Source organism: Neorhizobium lilium, assembly GCF_004053875.1.
Classification (GTDB): domain Bacteria; phylum Pseudomonadota; class Alphaproteobacteria; order Rhizobiales; family Rhizobiaceae; genus Neorhizobium; species Neorhizobium lilii.
Genome location: NZ_SBIP01000003.1, coordinates 866,431 through 890,278, shown reverse-complemented (window position 1 = coordinate 890,278; position 23,848 = coordinate 866,431). Strand labels below are relative to the sequence as shown.

The 23,848-nt window shown below is 60.9% G+C and carries 25 protein-coding genes; 9 read left to right on the top strand and 16 right to left on the bottom strand.

The window, feature by feature from the left end:
- Positions 1-110 precede the first annotated feature (110 nt).
- From EPK99_RS16785 to EPK99_RS16770, 4 genes are all read right to left on the bottom strand, one after another.
- Positions 111-392, bottom strand: a complete 282-nt coding sequence (locus EPK99_RS16785; protein WP_128444203.1) for a helix-turn-helix domain-containing protein — start codon at positions 390-392, stop codon at positions 111-113.
- Positions 393-403: 11 nt separating this feature from the next.
- On the bottom strand, positions 404-715 hold the full coding sequence (locus EPK99_RS16780) for a type II toxin-antitoxin system RelE/ParE family toxin (RefSeq protein WP_128444202.1): 312 nt from the start codon (positions 713-715) through the stop codon (positions 404-406).
- A 44-nt stretch (positions 716-759) separates the two neighbouring features.
- Positions 760-1,761, bottom strand: coding sequence for an NAD(P)H-quinone oxidoreductase (locus EPK99_RS16775; RefSeq protein ID WP_128444201.1), 1,002 nt, complete (start codon positions 1,759-1,761; stop codon positions 760-762).
- Positions 1,762-1,850: 89 nt separating this feature from the next.
- Entirely contained in the window at positions 1,851-3,656 is a 1,806-nt protein-coding gene (locus tag EPK99_RS16770; protein ID WP_128444200.1) for a GGDEF domain-containing protein, read from the bottom strand.
- Between the two features lie 277 nt (positions 3,657-3,933).
- On the opposite strand from EPK99_RS16770, the gene EPK99_RS16765 reads away from it, so the two are divergent.
- From EPK99_RS16765 to betA, 5 genes are all read left to right on the top strand, one after another.
- The gene (locus EPK99_RS16765) at positions 3,934-4,161 is read left to right on the top strand and encodes a DUF4160 domain-containing protein (RefSeq protein ID WP_128444199.1); all 228 of its coding nucleotides are present in this window, start codon (positions 3,934-3,936) and stop codon (positions 4,159-4,161) included.
- Positions 4,154-4,558 (top strand): DUF2442 domain-containing protein, encoded by a 405-nt coding sequence (locus tag EPK99_RS16760; RefSeq protein ID WP_128444198.1) that lies wholly within the window; start codon positions 4,154-4,156, stop codon positions 4,556-4,558. The genes EPK99_RS16765 and EPK99_RS16760 overlap by 8 nt, the downstream gene beginning before the upstream one ends.
- 153 nt (positions 4,559-4,711) lie before the next feature.
- Positions 4,712-6,235, top strand: a complete 1,524-nt coding sequence (gene betC, locus EPK99_RS16755) for a choline-sulfatase (protein WP_128444197.1) — start codon at positions 4,712-4,714, stop codon at positions 6,233-6,235.
- Positions 6,236-6,243: 8 nt separating this feature from the next.
- Positions 6,244-7,725 carry a betaine-aldehyde dehydrogenase gene (betB, locus tag EPK99_RS16750; RefSeq protein WP_425374207.1) on the top strand — a complete coding sequence of 494 codons (1,482 nt, stop codon included), beginning with the start codon at positions 6,244-6,246 and terminating at the stop codon, positions 7,723-7,725.
- 161 nt (positions 7,726-7,886) lie between these two features.
- Positions 7,887-9,536: a choline dehydrogenase gene (gene betA, locus EPK99_RS16745; RefSeq protein WP_128444195.1), complete on the top strand. Its 1,650-nt coding sequence runs from the start codon at positions 7,887-7,889 to the stop codon at positions 9,534-9,536.
- On the opposite strand, the gene EPK99_RS16740 is transcribed toward betA, so the two are convergent.
- From EPK99_RS16740 to EPK99_RS16705, 8 genes are all read right to left on the bottom strand, one after another.
- A complete protein-coding gene (locus tag EPK99_RS16740; protein ID WP_128444194.1) occupies positions 9,537-9,836 on the bottom strand; it encodes a type II toxin-antitoxin system RelE/ParE family toxin in 300 nt (99 codons plus the stop codon).
- Positions 9,833-10,114, bottom strand: coding sequence for a YlcI/YnfO family protein (locus tag EPK99_RS16735; protein ID WP_128444193.1), 282 nt, complete (start codon positions 10,112-10,114; stop codon positions 9,833-9,835). Before EPK99_RS16735 ends, EPK99_RS16740 begins: the two co-directional genes overlap by 4 nt.
- 63 nt (positions 10,115-10,177) lie before the next feature.
- Complete coding sequence (locus tag EPK99_RS16730) at positions 10,178-11,539, bottom strand: virulence factor family protein (protein ID WP_128444192.1); 1,362 nt, start codon at positions 11,537-11,539, stop codon at positions 10,178-10,180.
- A complete protein-coding gene (locus tag EPK99_RS16725; protein WP_128444191.1) occupies positions 11,536-12,858 on the bottom strand; it encodes a GNAT family N-acetyltransferase in 1,323 nt (440 codons plus the stop codon). The genes EPK99_RS16730 and EPK99_RS16725 overlap by 4 nt, the downstream gene beginning before the upstream one ends.
- Positions 12,859-13,021: 163 nt before the next feature.
- The gene (locus EPK99_RS16720) at positions 13,022-14,059 is read right to left on the bottom strand and encodes a sulfate/molybdate ABC transporter ATP-binding protein (protein ID WP_128444190.1); all 1,038 of its coding nucleotides are present in this window, start codon (positions 14,057-14,059) and stop codon (positions 13,022-13,024) included.
- Positions 14,060-14,073: 14 nt separating this feature from the next.
- Positions 14,074-14,934: a sulfate ABC transporter permease subunit CysW gene (gene cysW / locus EPK99_RS16715; RefSeq protein ID WP_128444189.1), complete on the bottom strand. Its 861-nt coding sequence runs from the start codon at positions 14,932-14,934 to the stop codon at positions 14,074-14,076.
- A gap of 172 nt (positions 14,935-15,106) precedes the next feature.
- On the bottom strand, positions 15,107-15,964 hold the full coding sequence (cysT, locus tag EPK99_RS16710) for a sulfate ABC transporter permease subunit CysT (RefSeq protein WP_128444188.1): 858 nt from the start codon (positions 15,962-15,964) through the stop codon (positions 15,107-15,109).
- An 11-nt stretch (positions 15,965-15,975) separates the two neighbouring features.
- Positions 15,976-16,998: a sulfate ABC transporter substrate-binding protein gene (locus tag EPK99_RS16705; protein ID WP_128444187.1), complete on the bottom strand. Its 1,023-nt coding sequence runs from the start codon at positions 16,996-16,998 to the stop codon at positions 15,976-15,978.
- 342 nt (positions 16,999-17,340) lie between these two features.
- Here EPK99_RS16705 and EPK99_RS16700 point away from each other — a divergent pair, with 342 nt between their 5' ends.
- Positions 17,341-17,982 carry a class I SAM-dependent methyltransferase gene (locus EPK99_RS16700; protein ID WP_425374213.1) on the top strand — a complete coding sequence of 214 codons (642 nt, stop codon included), beginning with the start codon at positions 17,341-17,343 and terminating at the stop codon, positions 17,980-17,982.
- 37 nt (positions 17,983-18,019) lie between these two features.
- On the opposite strand, the gene EPK99_RS16695 is transcribed toward EPK99_RS16700, so the two are convergent.
- The 3 genes from EPK99_RS16695 to EPK99_RS16685 form a co-directional block, all read right to left on the bottom strand.
- Positions 18,020-18,328, bottom strand: a complete 309-nt coding sequence (locus EPK99_RS16695) for a type II toxin-antitoxin system RelE/ParE family toxin (protein ID WP_128444185.1) — start codon at positions 18,326-18,328, stop codon at positions 18,020-18,022.
- Entirely contained in the window at positions 18,318-18,563 is a 246-nt protein-coding gene (locus EPK99_RS16690) for a type II toxin-antitoxin system ParD family antitoxin (RefSeq protein WP_128444184.1), read from the bottom strand. The genes EPK99_RS16695 and EPK99_RS16690 overlap by 11 nt, the downstream gene beginning before the upstream one ends.
- Before the next feature lie 72 nt (positions 18,564-18,635).
- Positions 18,636-19,091: an RrF2 family transcriptional regulator gene (locus EPK99_RS16685; protein ID WP_128444183.1), complete on the bottom strand. Its 456-nt coding sequence runs from the start codon at positions 19,089-19,091 to the stop codon at positions 18,636-18,638.
- 362 nt (positions 19,092-19,453) lie between these two features.
- On the opposite strand from EPK99_RS16685, the gene EPK99_RS16680 reads away from it, so the two are divergent.
- Genes EPK99_RS16680 through cysN form a run of 3 tightly spaced genes read left to right on the top strand, consistent with a single transcriptional unit; the run spans position 19,454 to position 22,792 of the window.
- Positions 19,454-20,269, top strand: a complete 816-nt coding sequence (locus EPK99_RS16680; RefSeq protein WP_128444182.1) for a phosphoadenylyl-sulfate reductase — start codon at positions 19,454-19,456, stop codon at positions 20,267-20,269.
- 55 nt (positions 20,270-20,324) lie between these two features.
- A complete protein-coding gene (cysD, locus tag EPK99_RS16675) occupies positions 20,325-21,278 on the top strand; it encodes a sulfate adenylyltransferase subunit CysD (RefSeq protein ID WP_128444181.1) in 954 nt (317 codons plus the stop codon).
- Positions 21,278-22,792 (top strand): sulfate adenylyltransferase subunit CysN, encoded by a 1,515-nt coding sequence (gene cysN, locus EPK99_RS16670; protein ID WP_128444180.1) that lies wholly within the window; start codon positions 21,278-21,280, stop codon positions 22,790-22,792. The genes cysD and cysN overlap by 1 nt, the downstream gene beginning before the upstream one ends.
- Before the next feature lie 49 nt (positions 22,793-22,841).
- Here cysN and EPK99_RS16665 read toward each other — a convergent pair whose 3' ends face one another.
- A complete protein-coding gene (locus EPK99_RS16665) occupies positions 22,842-23,798 on the bottom strand; it encodes a bile acid:sodium symporter family protein (protein ID WP_128444179.1) in 957 nt (318 codons plus the stop codon).
- Between the last annotated feature and the right edge of the window lie 50 nt (positions 23,799-23,848).

Below are 23,848 nucleotides of genomic sequence, written 5' to 3'. Positions count from 1 at the left end.
TAATTGAGTTGCCAGATAGGATTTGCCGGCTTAGCATTCGCCGGTCCTGATTCATCTTCCAGCCGATAACTCAATCCGAAAGTCGTTTAAGATAGCGCGCTTGGTTCCGATCATGCCGCATCCGAGATATTCAGGCGCACGGAAAGACCGGCCTGAGCCGCCAAGCCAATAAGCGCATCCAGGCTGAAATTGCTGATCCTACCACGCAAGAGGTCGTTCAAGCGAGGTTGAGTAATGCCCAGCCTCCCTGCTGCTTCCACCTGAGTCAGGTTCCAGCTTCTCACCTTCTGCTCGATGGCAATGAGCAGTGCTGACCGCATAGACATATTGGCGGCCTCCGTTTGCGTGTCTTCGAGTGCATCCCAGACATTGACGAATACCTGACGATCCATAGCCTGCTCCGTTATATCTGCCGATAGCGCGCGGAAGCCAATTCGACCTCACGCTTGGCCGTCTGCTGCGTCTTCTTCTGGAATGCATGAAGCACGTAGACCGCATCCCCCACCTTGACGACGTAGAGTACGCGAAAAGCGCCCTCGTCATCTCTTATCCGGATCTCCCGTGTACCTTTCCCTACCGTGACCATGGGCTTCCAATCGCTCGGTTCAAAGCCAAGCTGCACCTTGTGCAATTGGACGCCAGCTTCCTTGCGGACACTCTCTGGGAAATCTCGCAGTTGCTCCAAGGCATCACCCAAAAAGATGACCGGCTTCATGTTGCACCATATTATATCGTTTTCGATATAGCAGCAAGTTCATGCTAAACCCGCATCACGATCTTGCCGATATGGCTGCTGGTTTCCATCAGGCGGTGCGCCTCAGCGACCTCCTCGAAGGGCAGAACCGCATGGATGACGGGCGCGACCTTGCCCTCCTCCAGTTGCGGCCAGACCTGGGCCAGAAGGTCATCGCGGATGGCGCGCTTTTCTTCCGCCGTGCGCGGTCGCATGGTGGAACCGGTGACCGTCAGCCTTTTCACCATGATGGACGTCAGGTTGACCTTATCCGCCACGGCACCACCCAGGAAGGCGATCATCGACAGGCAGCCGTCCTTGGCAAGCGACGCAAGATTGCTCTCGAAATAGGAGGCTCCGATCATGTCGAGAATGACATCCACACCCTTGCCTTGCGTCTCGGATTTGATGACCTCGGCAAAATCTTCCGTTTTGTAGTCGATGCCTCTGGTCGCACCGAGCCGCTCGCAAGCCTCGCATTTTTCCCGGCTGCCTGCCGTGGCGTAGATCGCAGAAGCCCCGAAAGCCTTGGCAAGCTGAATGGCAGTCGTGCCGATGCCGCTCGATCCGCCATGGATCAATACGCTCTCTCCTTCCGTCAGCCCGGCCATCTGGAAGAGGTTGGCCCAGACGGTGAAGAAGGTTTCCGGCAGTGCCGCCGCCTTTACCGCGTCGTAGCCTTTCGGCCATGGCAGCGCCTGACCGACCGGAACGGCGCAATATTCCGCATAGCCGCCGCCATTCGCAAGCGCGCAGACCTTGTCGCCGATGCCGAATTCATTGACGCCTTCGCCAACCGCCACCACTTCGCCGGATATATCGAGACCAAGGATGGGGCTTGCATCCTTCGGTGCCGGATAGTTGCCCTTGCGCTGCTGCACGTCCGGCCGGTTGACGCCGGCCGCCTCCACCCGCACAAGGATTTCGCCTGGGCGCGCCACAGGTAACGGGCCGTGGGCCAGGGTCATGACCTCCGGCCCGCCAAAGGACGGCAGATCGACAAAGCGCATTTCGGACGGAAGCGACATAGGCTCTCCTTTCAGGGTTCGGCCACTGAGATAGGACAGCACAGCATCAAGAGAAAGGCGGCATCTCGCCGCTACGGTGAGGACCTACGTCACTTTGTCTCGCCGAAGAGCGCGAAGACCAGGCCGGATTCGCTTTCCTTGGCTTGCGCCTTGACAGCGGCGATCTCCGCGCCGATCCGCACCACATCGTCCAGCACAAGGCCCTGCGGCAGTTCCACTATGCCGACCGAGCACCGCATCAACGGAAAGTCCCGTTCCGCACCATAACGGTCATGGCCGCGAATCTTGCCAGCCGCTCTTTCCTCCTCGCCGTAGAGCATGACGACGTCGTCATGAAAATCGGACAGGAGACGGCCAAGGATCTCGCTCAGTTCCTCGCGCGTCCAGTCGCGTACGCCGATGAAGAAATCGTCACCGCCGACATGGCCGAGGAAATGCTCGTCAGAGAAGAAATAGCGTTTCATCAGGGCGGCGAAGAGCGAAATCGCATGATCGCCTATGTGAAAGCCGTAATGATCGTTGAACGGCTTGAAGTTGTCGAAGTCGCAATAGCAGAAGAAGCGCGTCTGATCGTCGTCGCGGCCGGATTCCTGCATGAAATCGCGGATGGCGAGATTGCCCGGCAGGCTGGTCAGCGGATTCTGATCCTGGGCGATCTTCAGCTGCTTTTCGTTGACGACCTTGATGAGCGAGGCAGCCGAGACGACGCCCGCGTAGCGCATGTTTTCCGTCAGAATGACGCAGGCGCTGTTTTCCATGTTGGCGAAGAGGCTCATCAGTTCCTCCGCCTCCGCATTGAGCCCGATGATCGGCGCCCGCTCCACGAAATGCGAGACAGTCCGCTCGTAGATCTTGTTCTTGAGCAGGTCGCGCCCAAAGGGCTGATAGATGAATTCCTTCATATGGTATTCGTTGATGACGCCGCGCGGCTCGCCATTGGCGTTCAGCACCGGGAAGAAAGCCTGGCGCGGATTGCGCCGGAAGAGCTCGAACACATTGTCGATACTCTCGTTCTCGTAGACGGCCGGCAGATGCTCGATCTGCTTGCGGATGAGGATCTCGTCCAGCGACTGGCTGGAGCGGCGGGAACGGCCGATATCCGCCAGGTGCGGGAATGAGGGCTGCAACTCGCTGAGAAAGGTCGTCGGACGGGCGATGAACCAGCCCTGCACGAGATCCACGCCATATTCGCGGCAGGTGACGAATTCGGCCTCGGTCTCGATGCCTTCCGCTATCACCCTTATGCCGAGCACATGGGCGATGTTGACGATATTCTTGACCAGATGCCGCTTGCGCGGGCTGTCGTCTATGCCGGCGATGAAATGCCGATCAATCTTCAGGTAATCGACCGGGTAGTCGCAGAGCAGCTTCATTTCGCCATGGCCGACGCCGAAATCGTCGATCGCCAGCTTGAAGCCCGCCTTGCGCAACTCGACCACGAGGCCGGCAAACTCCGGAACGCTGGTGTTGTCAAAACGCTCGGAGAATTCGAAGCAGACGGACGAGGGCGGGATATTGGCCTTGTGCAGATGGGCGGTCAGCTTTTCGAGGAAATAGCTGCCATGCCGGATCAGCCGCACGTCGAGGTTCAGGAAAAGTGTGGCAGAGGAGAACGCCGGCAGGGAGGCGAATTTCGCCAGCGCCCGGGCGCCCATCATCTGTTCCAGCGCCAGAAGCTGGCCGCTTTCATGGGCCTGGTCCAGCAGTTCGACAGGCGAGGAAAATCCAATCCCCTCGTGCCCCCGCATCAGGGATTCATAACCGAAGACGGTGCCGGTGCCGATTTCGACGATCGGCTGGAAGGCATTCTCAAGCACAAGCTTGGCAAGCGTTACCAGTTGATCATTGGCATAACGGCGGAAGACGCCCGGCTCCAGAATGGCCGCAGACGACATGACTGACTACTCCACTGCGCAATGGCCTTAAGTGATGGCCGCAGCTTGGTCCAATCTCCGTCAACAATCCCTTTCCGTCATGTGAAAGATGGATGAAAGTTTTGTGACAAGCAGGCGACAAATCCTTCAGATACAATGAATTGGCCAACTGCCGCCGTCATGAACCCTGTGGTGTCGACAGGATCAGACCGACTGCGCTTCAAGTGCCAAAATCCCGCCGGAAGCCTGCGGCCAGCCTTTCGATTGATTTACCCAAGACGTTGGGTTATTGGTGCTCATGGTCACTGTCCTTCGCCAGTATGGGATGCGTTTCGTTGTTTACACCGCCGATCATGAGCCGCCTCATGTGCATGTCGTCGGCGAGGGTGAAGCCCGCATCGACATCACCAACCTTGCGGTGATTACCCAAGGCGGCATGTCTGACAGAGACGTTCGTCGGGCGGTTTCGGTTATTGAAGAGAACCAGGAATTATTCCTGGAAACATGGAGGAAACACCATGGTTAAAACTACCGATGCAGAACTCTCTCAGGCAAAGCAGCGTTGGGAAAACGAGCGGGCCGGAAGACCTATCCCCACTTCTGTTCGGTTCGACGAATCCTCGGAACGGGTGATCGTCGAATTCACGAATGGCGCATCTTTTATATTCCCCGCCCGGTCCTTGGAAGGAATGGAGGAGGCAACCACTCAGCAATTGGGAGAGGTGGAGCTTCTTGGGGAGACGGGTTTGCACTGGGAAAGCCTCGATGCAGATTATTCGATCACAGGCCTGATGAACGGGATATTCGGCACAAGGGCATTTATGGATATCCAGCGTCGCGGAGGACAATCCCGCTCTCCAGCAAAGATTGCAGCGAGCCGCGCGAACGGTGCAAAAGGCGGTCGCCCCAAAAAAGTGGGGTAGCCTTTCTGTATGGCAGCTACACCTCATAAGCGCCGTGGTCAGCAACCATACATGCGTTTTTGAGATAGCGCTGTTCGTATTCCCCGCTTGATCGCAGACGCGATCAAAAATAACTGATCTGGTAAGCTTCACCATCACCAGAACAGCGATTCCATGGCCCGACCGAATATCCTCATCATCATGGTCGATCAGCTGAACGGGAAGCTGTTTCCCGATGGCCCGGTGGATTGGCTGCATGCGCCGCACCTGAAGGCGCTGGCGGCTCGCTCCGCCCGCTTCGCCAACAACTACACGTCTTCGCCGCTCTGCGCTCCGGCGCGTGCCTCCTTCATGGCCGGCCAATTGCCAAGCCGAACGGGCGTCTATGACAATGCGGCAGAATATGTTTCGTCCATCCCCACCTACGCGCATCATCTGCGGCGCGCCGGCTATTACACGGCGCTATCGGGCAAGATGCACTTCGTCGGACCGGACCAGCTGCACGGGTTCGAGGAGCGGCTGACCACGGATATTTATCCTGCCGATTTCGGCTGGACGCCGGATTATCGCAAGCCCGGCGAACGGATCGACTGGTGGTATCACAATCTCGGTTCGGTGACGGGTGCGGGCGTCGCCGAGATCACTAACCAGATGGAATATGACGACGAGGTGGCCTTCCTCGCCAACCAGAAGCTCTATCACCTGTCTCGCGAAAGTGACGACCCGAACCGCCGGCCCTGGGCGCTGACCGTCTCCTTCACCCATCCGCACGACCCCTATGTGGCACGCAAGGCATACTGGGATCTCTACGAAGATTGTGAGCACCTAGCTCCCGAAATCGGCCCGCTTGCCGAGGACGAGCAGGACCCCCATTCCAGGCGCATCATCCATTCGTGCGACTACAAGAACTTCGACGTGAGGCAAGAGGACGTGCGCCGGTCGCGCCGCGCCTATTTCGCCAACATCTCCTATATCGACGACAAGGTGGGCAAGCTTATCGACACGCTGACCCGCACGCGGATGCTGGACGACACCGTCATTCTGTTCTGCTCCGACCATGGCGACATGCTGGGCGAGCGCGGGCTGTGGTTCAAAATGAACTTCTTCGAAGGCTCCGCACGCGTCCCCCTGATGATCGCAGGACCCGGGATTGCCCCTGCCCTTCACGAGGCGCCCGTCTCCAATCTCGACGTGACGCCGACGCTCTGCGACCTTGCTGGCATTTCCATGGACGACATCATGCCCTGGACGGACGGCGAGAGCCTGAAGCCTGTGATGGAGGGCGGCGAGCGAACCTCGCCCGTTCTTCTCGAATATGCGGCCGAGGGTTCCTATTCACCGCTGGTCTGCATCCGCGAGGGGCAGTGGAAATACACCCACTGCATGCTCGATCCAGACCAGTTGTTCGATCTCGAAGCCGATCCGTTGGAGCTTGCCAACCTTGCCGACAATCCCGAATTCGAGGATGTCGTGGCGATGTTCCGCCGCAAGCGCGGGGAGCGCTGGGACATGGGTGCCTTCGACGCCGCCGTGCGCGAAAGCCAGGCGCGCCGCTGGGTGGTTTATGAAGCCCTACGGAACGGATCCTACTATCCTTGGGACTACCAGCCCTTGCAGAAGGCATCGGAGCGCTACATGCGCAATCATATGGATCTGAACATCCTGGAAGAATCCAAACGCTATCCCAGGGGCGAATAAGGCGGAGAATGACGATGAAAGCCCAGCCGAAAGTCCAGCCCCCTGGCAGCCACTTCATCGACGGCGAATATGTGGAAGATACCGCCGGCACTTTGATCGAAAGCCTCTATCCGGCAACCGGCGAGGTGATCGCGCGCGTGCATGCGGCAACGCCTGCGATTGTCGAACGCGCCATTGCCGCGGCAAAGCGAGCCCAGCCGGAATGGGCTGCGATGAGCCCGACCGCGCGCGGCCGTATCCTGAAACGGGCCGCGGACATCATGCGGGCGCGCAACCGGGAGCTTTCCGAGCTGGAGACGCTGGACACCGGCAAGCCGATCCAGGAGACAATCGTCGCCGATCCCACCTCCGGGGCAGACAGCTTCGAGTTCTTCGGCGGTGTCATCGCAACTGGAATGAACGGCAGCTACATTCCGCTCGGCGGCGATTGGGCCTATACCAAGCGTGTGCCGCTCGGCGTCTGCGTAGGCATCGGCGCCTGGAACTATCCGCAGCAGATCGCCTGCTGGAAGGGCGCCCCGGCGCTTGCCGCCGGCAATGCCATGGTCTTCAAGCCCTCCGAGAACACGCCGCTCGGCGCGCTGAAGATCGCCGAAATCCTTCACGAGGCGGGTCTTCCCAAAGGGCTCTATAACGTCATACAGGGCGACCGCGACACCGGCCCGCTGCTGGTCAACCACTCCGATGTCGCCAAGGTGTCGTTGACCGGCTCCGTGCCGACGGGCCGCAAAGTGGCGGCCGCCGCTGCCGGCAACCTCAAGCATGTAACGATGGAGCTTGGCGGAAAATCGCCGCTAATCGTCTTCGAGGATGCGGATATCGACAGTGCCATTGGCGGCGCCATGCTCGGCAATTTCTATTCGACCGGCCAGGTCTGCTCCAATGGAACGCGCGTCTTCGTGCAGAGGGACATCAAGCAAGAATTCCTGTCGCGCCTCAAGGAGCGGACGGAGAAGATTTCCATCGGCGACCCGATGGACGAGGCGACGCAGATGGGGCCGATGGTCTCGTTCGACCAGCGCGAGAAGGTACTGTCCTATATCGACAAGGGAAAGACAGAGGGTGCGACGCTGCTGACCGGCGGCGGCATTCCCAACAATGTCTCTGGCGAAGGCTATTACATTCAGCCGACCGTGTTTGCCGACGTGACCGACGAGATGACGATCGCCCGCGAAGAGATCTTCGGGCCGGTCATGTGCGTGCTCGACTTCGAGCATGAGGACGAAGTGATCGCCCGCGCCAACGCCACCGAATTCGGCCTGTCGGCCGGCGTCTTCACGGCAGACATCACCCGCGCCCACCGGGTGGTGGACCAGCTGGAAGCGGGAACCTTGTGGATCAACACCTACAATCTCTGCCCGGTCGAAATGCCCTTCGGCGGCTCCAAGCAATCCGGCTTCGGTCGTGAGAATTCGCTTGCGGCGCTGGATCATTATTCCGAGCTGAAAACAGTCTATGTTGGCATGGCACCAGTCGAGGCGCCGTATTGAGGCCCGCGCTATGCCGCCCCCTCATCCGGCTGCCGCCACCTTCTCCCCGCTGGGGAGAAGAGGGAACGAAGCGGCGCGGCATATCTCTTCTCCCCTCGGGGAGAAGGTGGCGGCAGCCGGATGAGGGGGCGACGTCGCCAGGAAATGAAGAAAGAGACATAATGCAGGCAGATTACGTTATCATCGGTTCCGGCTCGGCGGGATCTGCCATGGCCTATCGCCTGTCAGAGGACGGCAAGCATTCTGTGATCGTCATCGAGGCGGGCGGCACGGATTTCGGGCCGTTCATCCAGATGCCGGGGGCACTTGCCTGGCCGATGAGCATGAAGCGCTACAATTGGGGCTATCTCTCCGAGCCCGAGCCGAACCTCAACAATCGCCGCATTACCGCGCCAAGGGGCAAGGTGATCGGCGGGTCGTCCTCCATCAACGGCCTCGTTTATGTACGGGGGCATGCGGAGGACTATAACCGCTGGGAAGAGCTTGGCGCGACCGGCTGGGCCTATGCGGACGTACTGCCCTATTTCAAGCGCATGGAACATTCCCATGGCGGCGAAAAAGGCTGGCGCGGCACGGATGGACCTCTGCATGTGCGGCGCGGGCCGATGACGAACCCGCTCTTTCATGCCTTCATCCAGGCAGGCGCCCAGGCCGGTTTCGAGATGACGGAGGACTATAACGGCTCGAAGCAGGAAGGCTTCGGGCTGATGGAACAGACCATCCATAACGGCCGGCGCTGGTCGGCCGCCAATGCCTATCTACGGCCTGCGCTAAAGCGACCGAATGTCTCGCTGGTGCGCGGCTTCGCCAATCGCGTGGTGATCGAGAACGGCCGCGCCACCGGCGTCGAGATCGAACAGCGTGGCGGCACGAAGATCATCAAGGCCAATCGCGAAGTCATTGTCGCAGCGTCCTCGTTCAACTCGCCAAAGCTCCTGATGCTGTCCGGCATCGGCCCGGCGGACCATCTCAAGCAGATGGGAATCGAGGTGAAGGCCGATCGGCCGGGCGTGGGTGCCAATCTGCAGGACCATATGGAATTCTATTTCCAACAGGTCTCCACAAAGCCGGTCTCACTCTATTCATGGCTGCCATGGTTCTGGCAGGGCGTCGCAGGCGCGCAGTGGCTGCTGTCCAAGGGCGGCCTTGGCGCATCCAACCAGTTCGAGGCCTGCGCCTTCCTGCGCTCCACCCCCGGTTTGAAGCAGCCGGACATCCAGTATCATTTCCTGCCCGTCGCCATTTCCTATGACGGCAAGGCGGCTGCCAAGAGCCATGGTTTCCAGGTGCATGTGGGCTACAACCTGTCGAAGTCGCGCGGTTCGGTGACGCTGCGCTCAGCCGATCCGCATGACGATCCGGTGCTGCGCTTCAACTATATGAGCCATCCGGAAGACTGGGAGAAGTTCCGCCACTGCGTGCGGCTGACCCGCGACATCTTCCGCCAGAAGGCTTTCGACGACTATCGCGGACCGGAGATCCAGCCGGGCGAGACGGTGGAAACGGACGCGCAGATCGACGATTTCCTGCGCGAGCATCTGGAAAGTGCCTATCACCCCTGCGGGACCTGCCGTATGGGACGGGCCGAGGACCCTATGGCGGTAGTCGATCCCGAATGCCGAGTGATCGGCGTGGAAGGGTTGCGGGTGGCAGACAGCTCCATCTTCCCGCACGTGACTTACGGCAACCTCAACGGCCCGTCGATCATGACCGGCGAAAAGGCCGCGGACCATATTCTGGGCAGGCAGCCTCTGCCGCGCTCCAACCAGGAGCCCTGGGTCAATCCGCGGGCCGCGGCGAGCGACCGATGATCAGTGGTAATCGTCCTCGCGCTGGTGACGGATGGCGGCAACGGTCACCGTATCGCTGTCGTCGATACGGAAAAGGACGATATAACCGGAAGCACCGAACGGAACCAGCAATTCGCGAAGTAGCGGGTTTCCGCCCGCTGCTTTTCGAAAGGAAAACGGGAATTGCTCCAGCAGTTTGATCGCCTCCTTGATTTCGCTATAGGCGCGATCCGCCAGGTTGAGATCATAAGCGATGAGAAAATCGTATAGCCTGTCGAAATCCTCGATCGCTTCATCAGTGTAGCGAATCTGATAGCTCATTGCTCTTTCGCTGCCCGCGCTGCCTTAGCCGCATCGAGTTTGGCTTTTAGCATTGCAAGGACGTCTTCAGAGCTATGGTAGCGTCCGGTGCGCTCGGCCTCCGCCAGCGATGCCAGACCGCGCGCAATAAACTCGGCTTGCGTCGTGCGATATTCTACCTGCCGGCGAAGAGAGCTTTCTACGAATGCCGACAGCGTCTCGCCTTCCTGGAGCACGCTTTCGGCGGCGGCGCGCAGTTCCGGATCGACACGTAGCGAAGGAATGGTGGCGGTTTTCATGGGGATGATTTCCTGCATCGCAAATGCAACGCATTATGCGCTTCGTCCAGCAAAAATCAAGCCTTAGTGGCTGGCCAGCAGCGCATCGGCCCGCTCGACGATCAGGCGGCTGAGCGCCCGGTAGTCGCCGTCGAAATGGTGGCCGCCCTTGCGGGCCAGAACTTGCGCTCCGGCAATGTCTCGCACATCCGGGCAGGCACTGTCGTCCTCGGCATCGCCATGGATGCACTGGATCTTGAACCCTTCGATCTCGCGCAAATCATCGATGGGATCTCCGTATTTGCCGTCGCTGGCAAAACCGAGCCATCCGGTCACATCGACCTGGAAATCCGCCTGGTGCGACAGCGCCAGAAGAGAGAGGAGCGATACCGCCTGCCTGTCCGTTTCCGGCAACAGCCGATAGGTGGCCGGCAGGATGTTTGCGCCGAAGGAATAGCCGATCAAGAGCACATGATCGACCTTCCAACGCTTCCGGTAGGTGGCGATAATGCGGGAGAGATCGGCCGCCGTTTCATCGGGGGTTTTCTCGTTCCAGAAATACCGGAGAGCATCGACGCCCACCACCGGAATGCCTTGCCCCTGCAGGTAGCCGCCAAGCTTCTGGTCGATGTCGCGCCAGCCGCCATCGCCGGAATAGACGATCGCCATCAGGTTCCGGCTGGGCTTCGCCTCCAATGGAATAACCGGCAGATCCAGCGGCGAGCTAGAATGAGCCAGGTTGCGAAAGGCCAGCGTCAGGCTTTGCTGAAGCGCCGAGTCGGCATCCCCGTCCATGTCGGAAAGCTCGATATCGGCGTGGCTCTGCTTCAGTTCGTCCGCATGCCGGCGCCCCTCTGCACCGGCCGCGCTGCTGAAGACGATCTGCACAGGGTTCGGAAGCTCCCCCGCTGTCAGGCCGTAGATCGTGCCGCCCGTGGCAGGCGTCTTGGGAGCCGGTGTGCAGAGCACGGTGGAGAGCGGAATGACCGCGCCGGGATCGACCGCCACCGTTCCGGCAATTGTCGAGTTGGGCGTCTGCGCCGCAATTGCCAGCGCCAGGGTGGCTCCATCTCCGATACCGGCGACGAGAGGAGGATGGTATTCGGCTATATGGGCGTGGCGGTGCAACTGCCGGGTCAGGTCCTCGATTTCCGAGACAAGGTAGAGACAATCGCCCTGCTGCTCTGCCAAGGCGGCATAATAGTCCGGCAGGTCGATGCCGACCACGACTGCACCGTCGCGGTTCAGGGACTGAACAACCCGATCTTCCCCTTCGGACCAGCCTTCCCTGCCTGAAAACAGGACGACGACGCCCTTGGCCTGGCCGCTCGGATAGCTGATCCGCGTGGCCGGCAGGGTATCGGTTACGATTTCAGGGTCTGCGGCGAAGTGTGACGCAGCCACCACAGCCAATAGCCCCGCGAGGAGGAGCGGCAGGAGCCTCATCGGCGAAGCAGACCCTTCAAGCCGCCGCCGATCAGCACCGTCACGTCGAACAGGGATGCTAAAGGCACGCCGCGGCCGCTGACGGCGAGATAGCGCGGCTGCCACTGTGGATCGAACTTGGACTTGAAGGCCAGCACGCCCTGAAAGTTGTAGAAGCGCTCGCCGTTCCTGAAGATGCGTTGCGCGATGTGGTTCCACAGCGGGGCGCGGCGATGGGTGGAAAGGCCGGCCAGCGGCGCCATGCCGAGGTTCAGCGTCCGGAACCCTTGCGCTTTCATATGTTCCATGATGCGCACGAAAAGCAGATCCATCATGCCGCGATGCGTATTCGGCATGTGGCGCATGAGGTCGATGAAGGCATCGCCCCTGGAACTTGCGGAGAGAATATTGGCGAAAGCGACGATCCGTCCCTCGAAACGGATAACGGCGACCGGGCCGGCCGCCACATAACCAGGCTGAAAGGTGCCCAGCGAAAAACCCTTTTCGGCGGCGTTCTGTGCCTTGAGCCAAGTGCGGGAAACATCCAGCAATTCGTCCAAAACCGCCGGCACATCCTCTGCAGCGATCATCGAGAACTGGAGCCCGTCCCGTTCGGCCCGGTTGATGGAGCGGCGCAGTTTAAGCCAGGCGCCCCCCTTCAGGTCAAACGATGTGAGGTCAACCACCGCCTGTTCGCCCAGCTTGTAGGGCTTCAACCCTGCCTCTACCGAACAGGGAAGAAACTGCGGCGAGACCTGATAGAAGACCGCACGGCAGCCATCCTTGCGGGCGGCCTCCATGAACTTGATGACAAGCCCTGACCACGCCCCGCTGTCACCGACCGGATCGAACAGCGCGACCCAGGAACGTCCCGAGCGGGCATACATGATGAAGGCCTTGCGGCAATCGGAAAACAGCACCCGCTTGTCGCCCAGCCGCACCAGGCCGGCGCTGGCATTGGGTTGCGCGGCAAGGATATCGATCGCCTCCGCCAGATCCTCGCCCGACGGGGTTTCCGCAGAGGTGGTGCGCAGGTTGCGCAGCATCCGACCCGCCGCCACGGTGGCGATGGTCATGACGAGGGCAAATGCCGGCGAAAGCTGAAACGCGCTATTGGCAAGCGTAGTTCGCCAGACGATGCTGAGGAACTGCTCTTCCAAGAAGACATAAAGCGACAGCAAAGCAGTGAAGCCCAAAACCGACATAAACAGCACTGTGCCGCGATCCGGCCGTAGGCGATCCAACAGGGCCTTGCCAAAACCGCTAGCAGCATAGACGAGCCGCACCGGTGCCGTTTGCGGCGGCACAGCATTCTCGGTTTCGTTAGCAAAATCCGCCATAGACGCCCTGTCGTGACAATAGACCGGCGCCCTTTTACCTGAGGTTTGTTTACCGAAACTTGCGCCTGCGCGCTGTAGCTTCCGCAAAAAGCCTCCAGAGATGACGATCATCAATAGTGCCGTAATAAATCTTAGATGAGATCCGCGTCTTCGGAGTTGTGCCCTATCCCCGGAAGATCTTCCACCGTGTCGGACGAAAGCGGATGTCGCTGCCCAGTTCCACCGGCGCATGCAGCGGCACCTCGATCTCGACGTGATAGGGGGCATGGCCATGATTGGCGATGTCGATCTCGGCGATGCGGGTGCCGGCCAGACGGCGACAGGCCGTGACCTTGCCGGAAAGCGCGTCATACGCCTGGCTGAGTTCCACATCCTCGGGACGGAAAAACATCTGGCCCGGCCCCTCGCCCGCTTCCGTGATGCCGAGCGGCTCGCCCTGGAAGAGCACGGTGCCGCTCTTCAACTCTACCGGCAGCTGGGTGGATTCGCCGATAAAGGAGAAGACGAAGGGTGAGCTCGGGCGATCGTATACATCGTCGGCGGAGCCGACCTGCTCGATCTTGCCCTGGCTCATGACCACGACGCGGTCGGCCAGTTCCAGCGCCTCTTCCTGATCGTGAGTGACGAAAACGGTGGTGTGGCCGGTGCGGTCATGGAACTCGCGCAGCCAGCGGCGCAGTTCCTTGCGCACCTTGGCGTCGAGCGCGCCGAAGGGCTCGTCGAGCAACAGGATGCGCGGTTCGATCGCCATGGCGCGGGCCAGCGCCACGCGTTGCCGCTGGCCACCCGAGAGCTGGTTCGGATAGCGCTTTTCAAGGCCTGACAGTTGCACCATGTCGAGAAGCTCGGACACGCGCCGGCGGATTTCCGCCTTCGCGGGCCGTGTAGATGCGGGACGGACCTTGAGGCCGAAGCCGATGTTCTCTGCGACCGTCATATGCCGGAAGAGCGCATAGCTCTGGAAGACGAAGCCGACATTGCGCTCCTGCACGGAATGATGCGAGGCATCCTCGTCGCCAAAGAAGATCTGGCCGGCAGTCGGGAAATCAAGCCCTGCAATCAGCCGCAGCAGCGTCGTCTTGCCCGAACCGGAAGGCCCCAGCAGCGCGATGAGCTCACCCGAGGCAATCTTCAGCGACACGTCGTTCAGAGCGGGAAAGCGGCCGAACTCCTTGCGGATATTGTTGATCTTGACGTCCATGAACGCGGAGCCTTTCAATGCCTGCCGCCGGCAGCGCCGGCACCGAACCGAAGTTCGAGAATGGTTTTCAATGCGAGAGTGACGAGCGCCAGCAGAGCCAGCAGCGATGCCACGGCAAAGGCCGCCACGAAGTTATACTCATTATAAAGAATCTCCACATGCAGCGGCATGGTGTTGGTCAGCCCGCGGATATGGCCGGACACGACCGAGACGGCGCCGAACTCGCCCATGGCGCGGGCATTGCAGAGTAGCACGCCGTAGAGCAGGCCCCATTTGATGTTCGGCAGGGTCACAAACCAGAATGTCTGCCAGCCGGAGGCACCGAGCGAAAGCGCCGCTTCCTCGTCGCCTGTGCCCTGGTCCTGCATCAGCGGAATGAGCTCGCGCGCCACGAAGGGAAAAGTGACGAAGATCGTCGCCAGCACGATGCCTGGAACGGCAAACAGGATCTCGATGCCGTGGCTTTTCAGGATCGGACCAAGCACGCTGTTCGAGCCGAAGAGCAGCACATAGACCAGGCCCGAGATGACCGGCGAGATCGAAAACGGCAGGTCGATCAGGGTGATCAGGAACGACTTGCCGCGGAACTCGAACTTGGCGATGGCCCAGGCGGCGCAAAGCCCGAACAGGAGATTGAGCGGCACGGCAATGGCGGCCACCGTGAGTGTCAGGCGAATGGCTGCGACCGCATCGGGCTCGACCAGCGCCTCGTAATATTCCTCCCAGCCCTTGCGGAAGGCTTCCACGAAGACCGAAACCAGCGGCAGGAACAGGAAGAAGACAAGGAAGGCGAGCGACAGCGCGATCAGCAGGACTTTGGCAAGCGGACGCTCGTCGGCCGGATTGCGAAATTTGATGTGCGACGGTTCGGACATCGGCTAAGTCCCCCTCTGCCTGCCGGCATCTCCCCCACAAGGGGGGAGAGTGCAAATCGCCTGCTCCACCGTCCCTCTTGGCGCGAGACGGTGCCGCACCTTAAACCCTCCCCCTTGTGGGGAGGGCGGCCGGCAGGCGGGAGGGGCTTCCATCTTGAGCGAAATCCGGTGATCAGCCATTGCCGTACCTCCTGCGGCTCCAGGCCTGGATGAAGTTGATCACGAACAGCATGACGAAGGAGATGATCAGCATGATGGTGGCGACGGCCGTTGCGCCGGCGTAGTTGAACTCTTCCAGACGAATGACGATCAGCAGCGGGGCGATTTCGGAAACATACGGGATATTGCCGGCAATGAAGACGACCGAGCCATATTCCCCGACGCCGCGGGCGAAGGCCAGCGCAAAGCCTGTCAGGAGAGCCGGCGTCAGAGCTGGCAGGACGATGCTGACGATGGTCTGCAGCCTGTTGGCACCCAGAGTCGCCGCCGCCTCCTCCATTTCGCGATCCAGTTCCTCCATGACAGGCTGCACGGTGCGCACCACGAAAGGAAGGCCGATGAAAATCAGCGCGACGACGATGCCCAAAGGCGTGAAGGCAATGCGGAAAGGCATGAAGAACGAACCTATCCAGCCGTTCGGCCCGTAAAGGGCGGCAAGCGCAATACCGGCAACGGCCGTCGGCAGCGCAAATGGCAGATCCACCATGGCATCGATCAGTCGGCGGCCGGGGAAATTGTAGCGAGAGAGGATCCAGGCGACGAGCGTTCCGAAGACGACGTTGACGATTGCTGCCAGGAAGGCCGTGCCGAAGGATATATAAAGTGCCCTCAACGTTCGATAGTCCGTCAGGACGGCGAAGAACCCGCCCCAGCCGAGCCCGGCGGTGCGCCAGAGCAGACCCGCAACGGGAATGAGGATGATGAGCGACAGGTAGGCGAGCGAAAAGCCGAGCGTCATTCCGAAACCCGGAATAATGCTCGGCTGTTTCAGTCGCCACCGTGCCGTAGAGGCGGTGGCGCTATGCGTCATTCAGTATCCGATCACTTGCCTGGCTTGTAGATCTGATCAAAAATTCCGCCATCGCCAAAGTGTTCCGGCTGCGCCTTCTTCCAGCCGCCGAAGATCGGATCGTCGATGGTGACGAGCTTGATCTGCGGCAGGGCCTTCAGCAGTTCGGGCTTGACCACTTCCGGCTTGGACGGCCGGTAGAAGTGCTTGGCCGCGATGTTCTGGCCCTCGTCGGAATAGAGGTATTGGAGATAGGCTTCCGCCACCTTGCGGGTGCCCTTGGAATCGACGTTGGCGTCCACTACGGCAACCGGAGGTTCGGCCAGGATGGAAATCGGCGGCACGACGATCTCGAAGGCATCCTTGCCGAACTCCTCGCCGGCCAGATAGGCCTCGTTTTCCCAGGCCAGCAGCACGTCGCCGATCTGGCGCTGTGCGAAGGTGACGGTCGCGCCGCGTGCGCCGCTATCGAGAACCGGAGCGCGCTTATAGAGATCGGCGATATAAGCCTTGATCTTGTCGTTGTCGCCCTTGAACTCCTCGTTCGCCCAGGCCCAGGCGGCCAGATAATTCCAGCGCGCGCCGCCGGAGGTCTTCGGGTTCGGCGTCACGATCTGCACGTCGCCCTTCACCAGGTCGCCCCAGTTGTGGATGTTCTTCGGGTTGCCCTTGCGCACCAGGAAAACGATCGTGGACGTGTAGGGAGAGGAATGGTTGGGCAGGCGATCGCGCCAGCCGGCCTTGATCTTGCCCGTCTTCTCGATGGCGTTGATGTCGCTTTCCAGCGCCAGCGTCACCACATCGGCTTCCAGCCCGTCGATCACCGAGCGCGCCTGGGCGCCGGAGCCGCCATGGGACTGGCGGATGCTGACATCCTCGCCGCCCTTGGCCTTCCAGTATTCGGCGAAGGCCGCATTGTAATCCTTGTAGAGCTCCCGGGTGGGATCGTAGGACACGTTGAGAAGCTGCGTCTCGGCAAAGGCCGGAGCGATTGCGCCCGCAGTCACCGCCACGGTGAGTGCGGCTGCCGCCAGTGCCTTGGCAAATTTGATCATGAGGTTCCCTCCAATGGTGCTGGAGGAAACTCTATCGGGTCGGTCGTCTTAGTCAATCGATGGCAAAAAGAAGGCAAAACTGTTTCCCTCTGCCGGACCCAAGGGCAAAGAACACATCATCGGCAACTGATCGGCGCAACAGCGGCGTTGCCAACAGGGGCTGCGGCAAAAAGCCAATCCGGCCAAACACGCTCCCAGAGGAAGATTTTCGCCTCTCGCAGCCCAGCATGCGGGTCCGCAGCCAGATTGCCGCGGCGGAATGTCGTGGATGTTTCACCGAGAATACCTATCTCTCCTTCCAGACTTTCGAGGTAACATTGCAGGGAGGCCATCTTGGCAGGCATGAACAACAGCCCCGAACATCAGAGCCGCGTCTATCGTCACTGGGCGCCGATCTATGACCGCGTCTATCGGGGCCTGCTGCGCGACGGCCACAGGACGACGGCAACGCTTGCGGCCGCGGCCGGGCCGGACATACTGGAAGTGGGCGTGGGCACGGGCCTCGTGCTGCCCCACTATCCGGCCCATTGCCGGGTCACCGGCATCGACCTTTCCGAACACATGATCGCCAAGGCGCGCGAAAAGGTGGAGCGCAAGGGTTTCGCGCATGTAAAGGCCCTGCGGGTGATGAATGCGCAGCATCTGGATTTTGCCGATGACAGTTTCGACGCCGTCTGCCTGCCTTTCGTGGTGACGCTGATCCCCGAGCCCGAGCGGGCGCTCGATGAATGCGCCCGGGTTCTGCGACCGGGCGGCGAGATCATCATTGCAAGCAAGCTCGGCGACGGACGCGGCATTCAGGGCAGAATCGAGGAGGCGGTGGCGCCGCTGGTGCACAAGGTCGGCTGGAGCTCGGCTTTCCGGATCTCGCGCATCGGCGAATGGGCCAGGCATCGCGGCGACTTCGACCTCCTGGAGATCCGCCCCGTCTTCCCGAACGGCTTCTTCAAGGTGATCCGGTTGAAGCAGCGTGCGAGGAGCTGAGGCTCACGGAGGCGTCAGGCAGGCCTCGGGATCGATGTCACGTATCGTCGACCAAATGCAGGCTGACATCCATTCGCTGATGGAGGATGCGGACGACGTCGATCCCGACATCATGGCTGCGGAAGAAAATCACGTGCGACCCGACCCGATACTTCAGGTAGCCGCGCCTTACATCGACGTGCCGCCCTGTCGAGCTCCCCTCAGCAAGCTGTCCGAGAACTTTCAAAAGCATCCCGTGGTAGTGCTCTGCCTGCTCAATTGACCACCGGTCCGCAGTGTAGGACCAGATGTCTTCCAGATCCGCCTCTGCCAGTGGTGAGAGACGAAAAGTTCGTTCAGCGGGCATTCCGCTGCCGCATGCGCCTGACAAAGGCCTCGTTATCGAAAGATCTCGGCGCGCCGGATTTCTCACCCGCGATCAGGGCGTTCTGCAGCCCTTTGACGCGCATCTCATGCTCTTCGAGAAGCTTCAATCCCGCCTGCACCACTTCGCTCGCTGAGCCAAACCGGCCGATCTCAACCTGTCGCTCAACGAAACCAGAAAAGTGCTCGCCCAGTTCGATCGTTGCATCGTCAACCACGGGATGCCCTCCTGGGGCCTTTGGACATTTTCATTCTGAAGGATAGCAAATTCAGTCGCTGGACTGAAGCCTTCAAGCCGTCAGAAGTTCGCGGACAGGTGCTGCCGGTTCCCCTGCACCTTCGACAGCGTCGGCAATGGTGGTGTTGAACAGCACGTCGCGGGTCGCTTGCGCCACTCGGGCGAAAACGTGACGTATCTCGCAGAGCTGTTCGCCGTCGCAATCCTCGCATTTGCGGTAGGCCGTCTGCGACAAGCAGGGAAGCGGCGCGATCGGCCCGTCGACCAGGCGCAGCACTTCGCCGAAGGTGATCGCGTCGGCGCGTTTGAGGAGAAGATATCCGCCCTGCTTGCCGCGCCGGCTGACGACGATACCCGAGCGCTTGAGGTCCAGCAGGATCTGCTCCAGGAACTTCTTCGGGATACTCTGCTGGAGCGCGATCTCGGAGATCAACATCGGCTCGTCCGGATCTGCCTGCGCAAGGGCGGCGAGCGCCCTCAGCGCGTATTTCGCTTTTTGGGATATCATAACTCGACCATCGGCAATAGCGCCGTCGCGAAGCTCGAACCGCTCCTCGCAACGCCGCTCACTCGGCTTCTATCAGGGCATCCGCGGTTGCGCCGGAGAGCGCTTAAAGGGGTGCATGACGGCATCGGCCAAAAGCCCACGCCTTCATATTTTTCTGTTAGCGCAAATCCCTCAAAAAGACAAACTATTGCGCAGGTTTAGCAGCTGAAAAACACTCACTTTTGGTTAAGGCGGTAGGTTTTCTGTGTGCAGCGAACTTTGGAGAGGAATTTGCTCTTCATCCCCCCTGCCATGAAACGGGTTTTCCTGTTCTCCCGCACCATGAAATGGGATATTTAGCCACAGCTCACGGAACCTCCAAAATGACACTACAGACACCCGCCGGCCTGGGCCATCCGGAAATGGCCGCGACGCTCGATACGCAGCTCGAAAACCTCGATCTCGCGGGCCGTCTGGCGCTCGCGGCGGAGCTCGGCCGCGCCGTGTTCACGACAAGCCTCGGCATAGAGGATCAGGTGATCACTGCTGCCATCGGGACGCACCGGCTGCCGATCACGGTGGCGACGCTGGAAACCGGGCGGCTGTTCAAGGAGACCGTGGATCTGATCGCCGAGACGGAAGAGCGTTACGGCATGGCCATTCAACGCTTTCTGCCCGAGCAGGATGATATCGACGCCTATGCCGCCAAATACGGCCTCAACGGCTTTTACGACAGCGTCGAGGCCCGGCATGCCTGCTGTCATGTGCGCAAGCTGAAGCCGCTCGGTCGCGCCCTTGCCGGTGCCGAAATCTGGATCACCGGCCTGCGCCGCGGCCAGTCCGGCAACCGCGCAACGACGCCCTTTGCCGACTACGATTCCGAGCGCAACCTGATCAAGATCAACCCGTTGGCGGACTGGGATATCGAAGCGATCCGTGCCCATGTGGCGGCGGAAAGCATTCCCGTGAACCCGATGCACGCCCGCGGCTACCCATCGATCGGCTGCGAGCCCTGTACGCGCGCCATTAAGGCGGGCGAACCAGAGCGCGCCGGTCGCTGGTGGTGGGAAAACGACGAGACGCGCGAGTGCGGCCTGCATGTGGCCGAGAACGCCGTTCGTGGGGAAGGCGAGCCAGTGGTTGCGCCCATGGGGCAGCCCGCCGCCAGCCCCATACCGCAGGTGAGCGTCGTCCTCTAAGGCGATCTGCCCGCCCAATTTTGTGTTTGTGATTTTAGACGTACCGGAGACCGCAATGCCATTGTCTGCCCAGGAAACGGAAGTCAAAAATCCACCCGTTTCCAGACCGCCGCTCGATCCCCACCTGAAGGCCCTCGAAAACGAAGCCATCCACATTTTCCGCGAAGTGGCCGCCGAGTTCGAAAACCCGGTGATGCTGTATTCCATCGGCAAGGATTCGTCCGTGCTGCTGCATCTGGCGCGCAAGGCCTTCTTCCCAGGTCGCGTGCCCTTCCCGCTCCTGCATGTGGACACGACGTGGAAGTTCCGCGAGATGATCGAGTTCCGCAACGAGATCGCGGAGAAATACGATCTGGACCTCGTCGTGCATAGCAATCCGCGAGGCAAGGCCGAAAACATCACGCCCTTCACCCACGGTTCCTCGATCTATACCGACATCATGAAGACCGAGGCGTTGCGTCAGGCGCTGGACGCCGGCGGCTATGATGCCGCCTTCGGCGGTGCGCGACGTGACGAAGAAGCTTCTCGCGCCAAGGAGCGGATCTACTCGTTCCGCACGCCGGACCATAAATGGGACCCGCGCAACCAACGGCCGGAACTTTGGAATATCTATAACGGCATGATCAAAAAGGGCGAGAGCGTCCGCGCCTTCCCGCTCTCCAATTGGACCGAGGTGGATATCTGGCGCTATATCCAGGCGGAAGACATCCCGCTCGTGCCGCTCTACTACGCGGCAGAACGCCCTTATGTGGAGCGCGACGGCATGATGATCCTGGCCGAGGACCCCCGGCTGGAGCTTCTGCCCGGCGAAGAGGTGCAGCACGGGATGATCCGGTTCCGCACGCTTGGCTGCTTCCCGCTGACGGGCGCAATCCGCTCCTCGGCGACGACACTGGAAGAGGTGATCGCCGAACTGGAGATCGCCACAGTGTCCGAACGCCAGGGCCGCGCCATCGACCGCGACCAGTCCGGCTCGATGGAAAAGAAGAAGCGCGAGGGGTATTTCTGATGACGGCTCCTGCAAGCACGATCGCCGCATCCACCGGCGCGACCATTCTTCCCTTCGCCGAATCGTTGGCCAAGGCCGGAGCGCGGGATATGCGACCGTTGCGGCTCATCACCTGCGGCTCCGTGGACGACGGAAAGTCCACGCTGATCGGCCGGCTGCTTTGGGACACCAAGGCGGTCAAGGAAGATCAGGCGGTGACCCTTGCGCGCGATAGCGGTGGCCAGAACGATCTCGGCCTGCCCGATTTCGCGCTGCTGCTCGACGGCCTGCAGGCCGAGCGGGAGCAGGGCATCACGATCGACGTCGCCTATCGCTATTTCGCGACAGACCGCCGCTCCTTCATCGTGGCGGATACGCCCGGCCACGAGCAATACACGCGCAACATGGCGACCGGCGCCTCGACTGCAGATCTTGCCGTGCTCTTGGCCGATGCGCGGGTGGGGCTTTTGGAACAGACCCGCCGCCACGCCACGATAGCGGCGCTAATGGGCATCCGGCAGTTTGTGCTGGCCGTCAACAAGATCGACCTGGTTGGTTACGACAAGGCAATCTTCGAGCAGATCAGCCATGATTTCCGGCAGTTTGCGCAAGGGCTCGGTATTCGCCAGATCACCGCCATTCCCATGTCGGCGCTGAAGGGCGAAAATGTCGTCTTTCCCGCCGGCAACGGCGCCATGCCCTGGTATGACGGGCCGACGCTTGTCGAGGCGCTGGAGCTTGCCACGGTGCGCTCGGCCCAGGCGGGCGGGTTCCGTCTGCCGGTCCAGCGCGTGTCGCGCCCGGGCGAAAGCTTCCGCGGCTACCAGGGCACTGTTTCTGGCGGCGCAGTCAGACCCGGCGATTCGGTCGCCATCCTGCCCTCGGGCACGGTCGCCAATGTGAAGCAGATCGTGACCTTCGATTTGGTGCGCAATGCCGCCGTCGCGGGCGATGCCGTTACCCTGGTACTCGACCGCCAGGTGGACGTGTCGCGCGGCGACATGATCGTCTCGATCGACGTCCAGCCGATGACAGGCCTTCACTTCGACGGGCATCTCGTGGCGCTTCAGCCGGGCGGCATCGAGCCCGGCAAGCGCTATTGGCTGAAAAGCGGTACGCGGCGGCAGCGGGTGATGATCGAGCCGGTGTCGCAGTTGGAGCTCTCGACGGGAAACTGGCTGCCGCACGCCTCGACGCTTGCCATGAACGCGATCGGCAAGGTTCGGCTCTCCTTTCAGGAGCAGGCGATCTTCGACACCTACGAGCAGAACCGCTCCACCGGCGCCTTCATCCTGATCGATCCGGACACGCTGAACACGGTTGCAGGCGGGATGATCACCGCCAAGCGCGAGGATTTCGGCGGCATCGAGATTCATCGGGACGGCGAACGGGTCATCCTTTCGCTGCCGGCCGACCTTGCGGAGCAGTTGATGGCGACGGACATCTTCCTCAAGCGTCGCAACGAGACGGAGATCCGCCGCGTGACCGCCGCCCAGGCCGTCGAGTTCTTTTCCGACGCGGCAAGCGACATCTGATGCCATGTGACGGACGTTGAAAACGGGGGCCGAATGCCCCCGTTGATTATCAACGTATGACAGTCCTGACCGGCTCTTCCCCGTCCGTGCGACCCGAGAAATAGTTGGCAAGGAGCGCGCCGGAAATATTGTGCCAGACGCTGAAGATGGCGCTCGGCACAGCGGCGATCGGGGAGAAATAAGCGGTGGCGAGTGCAGCGCCAAGACCGGAATTCTGCATGCCGACCTCGATCGCCAAAGCCTTGCGCTTGTAGAGGTTGAGACCGAGGGCCTTGGCCGCAAAGAAGCCGAGCAGATAGCCCAGGCCATTGTGCAGGACGACGACGGCGAAAATCAGCAGGCCCGATTGGGCGATTGCCCCCTTGGATGCGCCGACCACCGCCGCGACGATCAGGACGATGCCGACGACGCTGACGAGCGGCAGGATCGGCAGCGTTTTGCGCACGACGCCCGGCAGCAGTTTCTGGACGATGAAGCCCAGCGCCAGCGGCACGATGATCACCTGCAGGATCGACAGGAACATGGCCCAGGCGTTGACCGGCAGATACTGGCTGGCGAACATCCAGACCAGGAAGGGCGTGACGATGGGCGCAGCAAGCGTGGTGACGGACGTGCAGGCGACCGACAGAGCCACGTCGCCCTTGGCAAGGTAAGTCATCACATTGCTCGACGTGCCGCCCGGGCAGCAGCCGACGAGGATGACGCCTGCGGCGACTTCCGGCGGCATGGGAATGATCCGGGTCAGGAGAACGGCGAGCAAGGGCATGATGACGAAATGCGCCACGACGCCGATCGCCACCTCATAGGGTCGCCTGGCAAGCTCGCGGAAGTCGTCCACGGAAATGGTGAGACCCATGCCGAACATGATGATGCCAAGCAGGGTGACGATGTAGGGGCCGATCTGCTTGAACACGTCCGGCAGAAGATAGCCGAGCACGGCAAACAGAATGACCCAAAGAGCGAATGTTCTGCCAACCATGGCAGAGAATGCAGCCAGCGCTTTCAAGGAAGCCTCCCTTCGATAAGGAGGCTGGGCAATACGCTTCCTGAGTTTTC

Bases quoted from the DNA above. Each gene is read 5' to 3' on its own strand.
- betC (WP_128444197.1), top strand. From the start codon at position 4,712: ATGGCCCGACCGAATATCCTCATCATCATGGTCGATCAGCTGAACGGG.
- EPK99_RS16725 (WP_128444191.1), bottom strand. From the start codon at position 12,858: ATGGCGGATTTTGCTAACGAAACCGAGAATGCTGTGCCGCCGCAAACG.
- EPK99_RS16780 (WP_128444202.1), bottom strand. From the start codon at position 715: ATGAAGCCGGTCATCTTTTTGGGTGATGCCTTGGAGCAACTGCGAGAT.
- EPK99_RS16765 (WP_128444199.1), top strand. From the start codon at position 3,934: ATGGTCACTGTCCTTCGCCAGTATGGGATGCGTTTCGTTGTTTACACC.
- EPK99_RS16740 (WP_128444194.1), bottom strand. From the start codon at position 9,836: ATGAGCTATCAGATTCGCTACACTGATGAAGCGATCGAGGATTTCGAC.
- EPK99_RS16760 (WP_128444198.1), top strand. From the start codon at position 4,154: ATGGTTAAAACTACCGATGCAGAACTCTCTCAGGCAAAGCAGCGTTGG.
- EPK99_RS16775 (WP_128444201.1), bottom strand. From the start codon at position 1,761: ATGTCGCTTCCGTCCGAAATGCGCTTTGTCGATCTGCCGTCCTTTGGC.
- EPK99_RS16705 (WP_128444187.1), bottom strand. From the start codon at position 16,998: ATGATCAAATTTGCCAAGGCACTGGCGGCAGCCGCACTCACCGTGGCG.
- cysW (WP_128444189.1), bottom strand. From the start codon at position 14,934: ATGTCCGAACCGTCGCACATCAAATTTCGCAATCCGGCCGACGAGCGT.
- EPK99_RS16785 (WP_128444203.1), bottom strand. From the start codon at position 392: ATGGATCGTCAGGTATTCGTCAATGTCTGGGATGCACTCGAAGACACG.
- cysN (WP_128444180.1), top strand. From the start codon at position 21,278: ATGACGGCTCCTGCAAGCACGATCGCCGCATCCACCGGCGCGACCATT.
- EPK99_RS16735 (WP_128444193.1), bottom strand. From the start codon at position 10,114: ATGAAAACCGCCACCATTCCTTCGCTACGTGTCGATCCGGAACTGCGC.
- EPK99_RS16685 (WP_128444183.1), bottom strand. From the start codon at position 19,091: ATGATATCCCAAAAAGCGAAATACGCGCTGAGGGCGCTCGCCGCCCTT.
- EPK99_RS16770 (WP_128444200.1), bottom strand. From the start codon at position 3,656: ATGTCGTCTGCGGCCATTCTGGAGCCGGGCGTCTTCCGCCGTTATGCC.
- EPK99_RS16720 (WP_128444190.1), bottom strand. From the start codon at position 14,059: ATGGACGTCAAGATCAACAATATCCGCAAGGAGTTCGGCCGCTTTCCC.
- EPK99_RS16695 (WP_128444185.1), bottom strand. From the start codon at position 18,328: ATGCCCGCTGAACGAACTTTTCGTCTCTCACCACTGGCAGAGGCGGAT.
- cysD (WP_128444181.1), top strand. From the start codon at position 20,325: ATGCCATTGTCTGCCCAGGAAACGGAAGTCAAAAATCCACCCGTTTCC.
- EPK99_RS16680 (WP_128444182.1), top strand. From the start codon at position 19,454: ATGACACTACAGACACCCGCCGGCCTGGGCCATCCGGAAATGGCCGCG.
- betB (WP_425374207.1), top strand. From the start codon at position 6,244: ATGACGATGAAAGCCCAGCCGAAAGTCCAGCCCCCTGGCAGCCACTTC.
- EPK99_RS16730 (WP_128444192.1), bottom strand. From the start codon at position 11,539: ATGAGGCTCCTGCCGCTCCTCCTCGCGGGGCTATTGGCTGTGGTGGCT.
- cysT (WP_128444188.1), bottom strand. From the start codon at position 15,964: ATGACGCATAGCGCCACCGCCTCTACGGCACGGTGGCGACTGAAACAG.
- betA (WP_128444195.1), top strand. From the start codon at position 7,887: ATGCAGGCAGATTACGTTATCATCGGTTCCGGCTCGGCGGGATCTGCC.
- EPK99_RS16700 (WP_425374213.1), top strand. From the start codon at position 17,341: ATGAACAACAGCCCCGAACATCAGAGCCGCGTCTATCGTCACTGGGCG.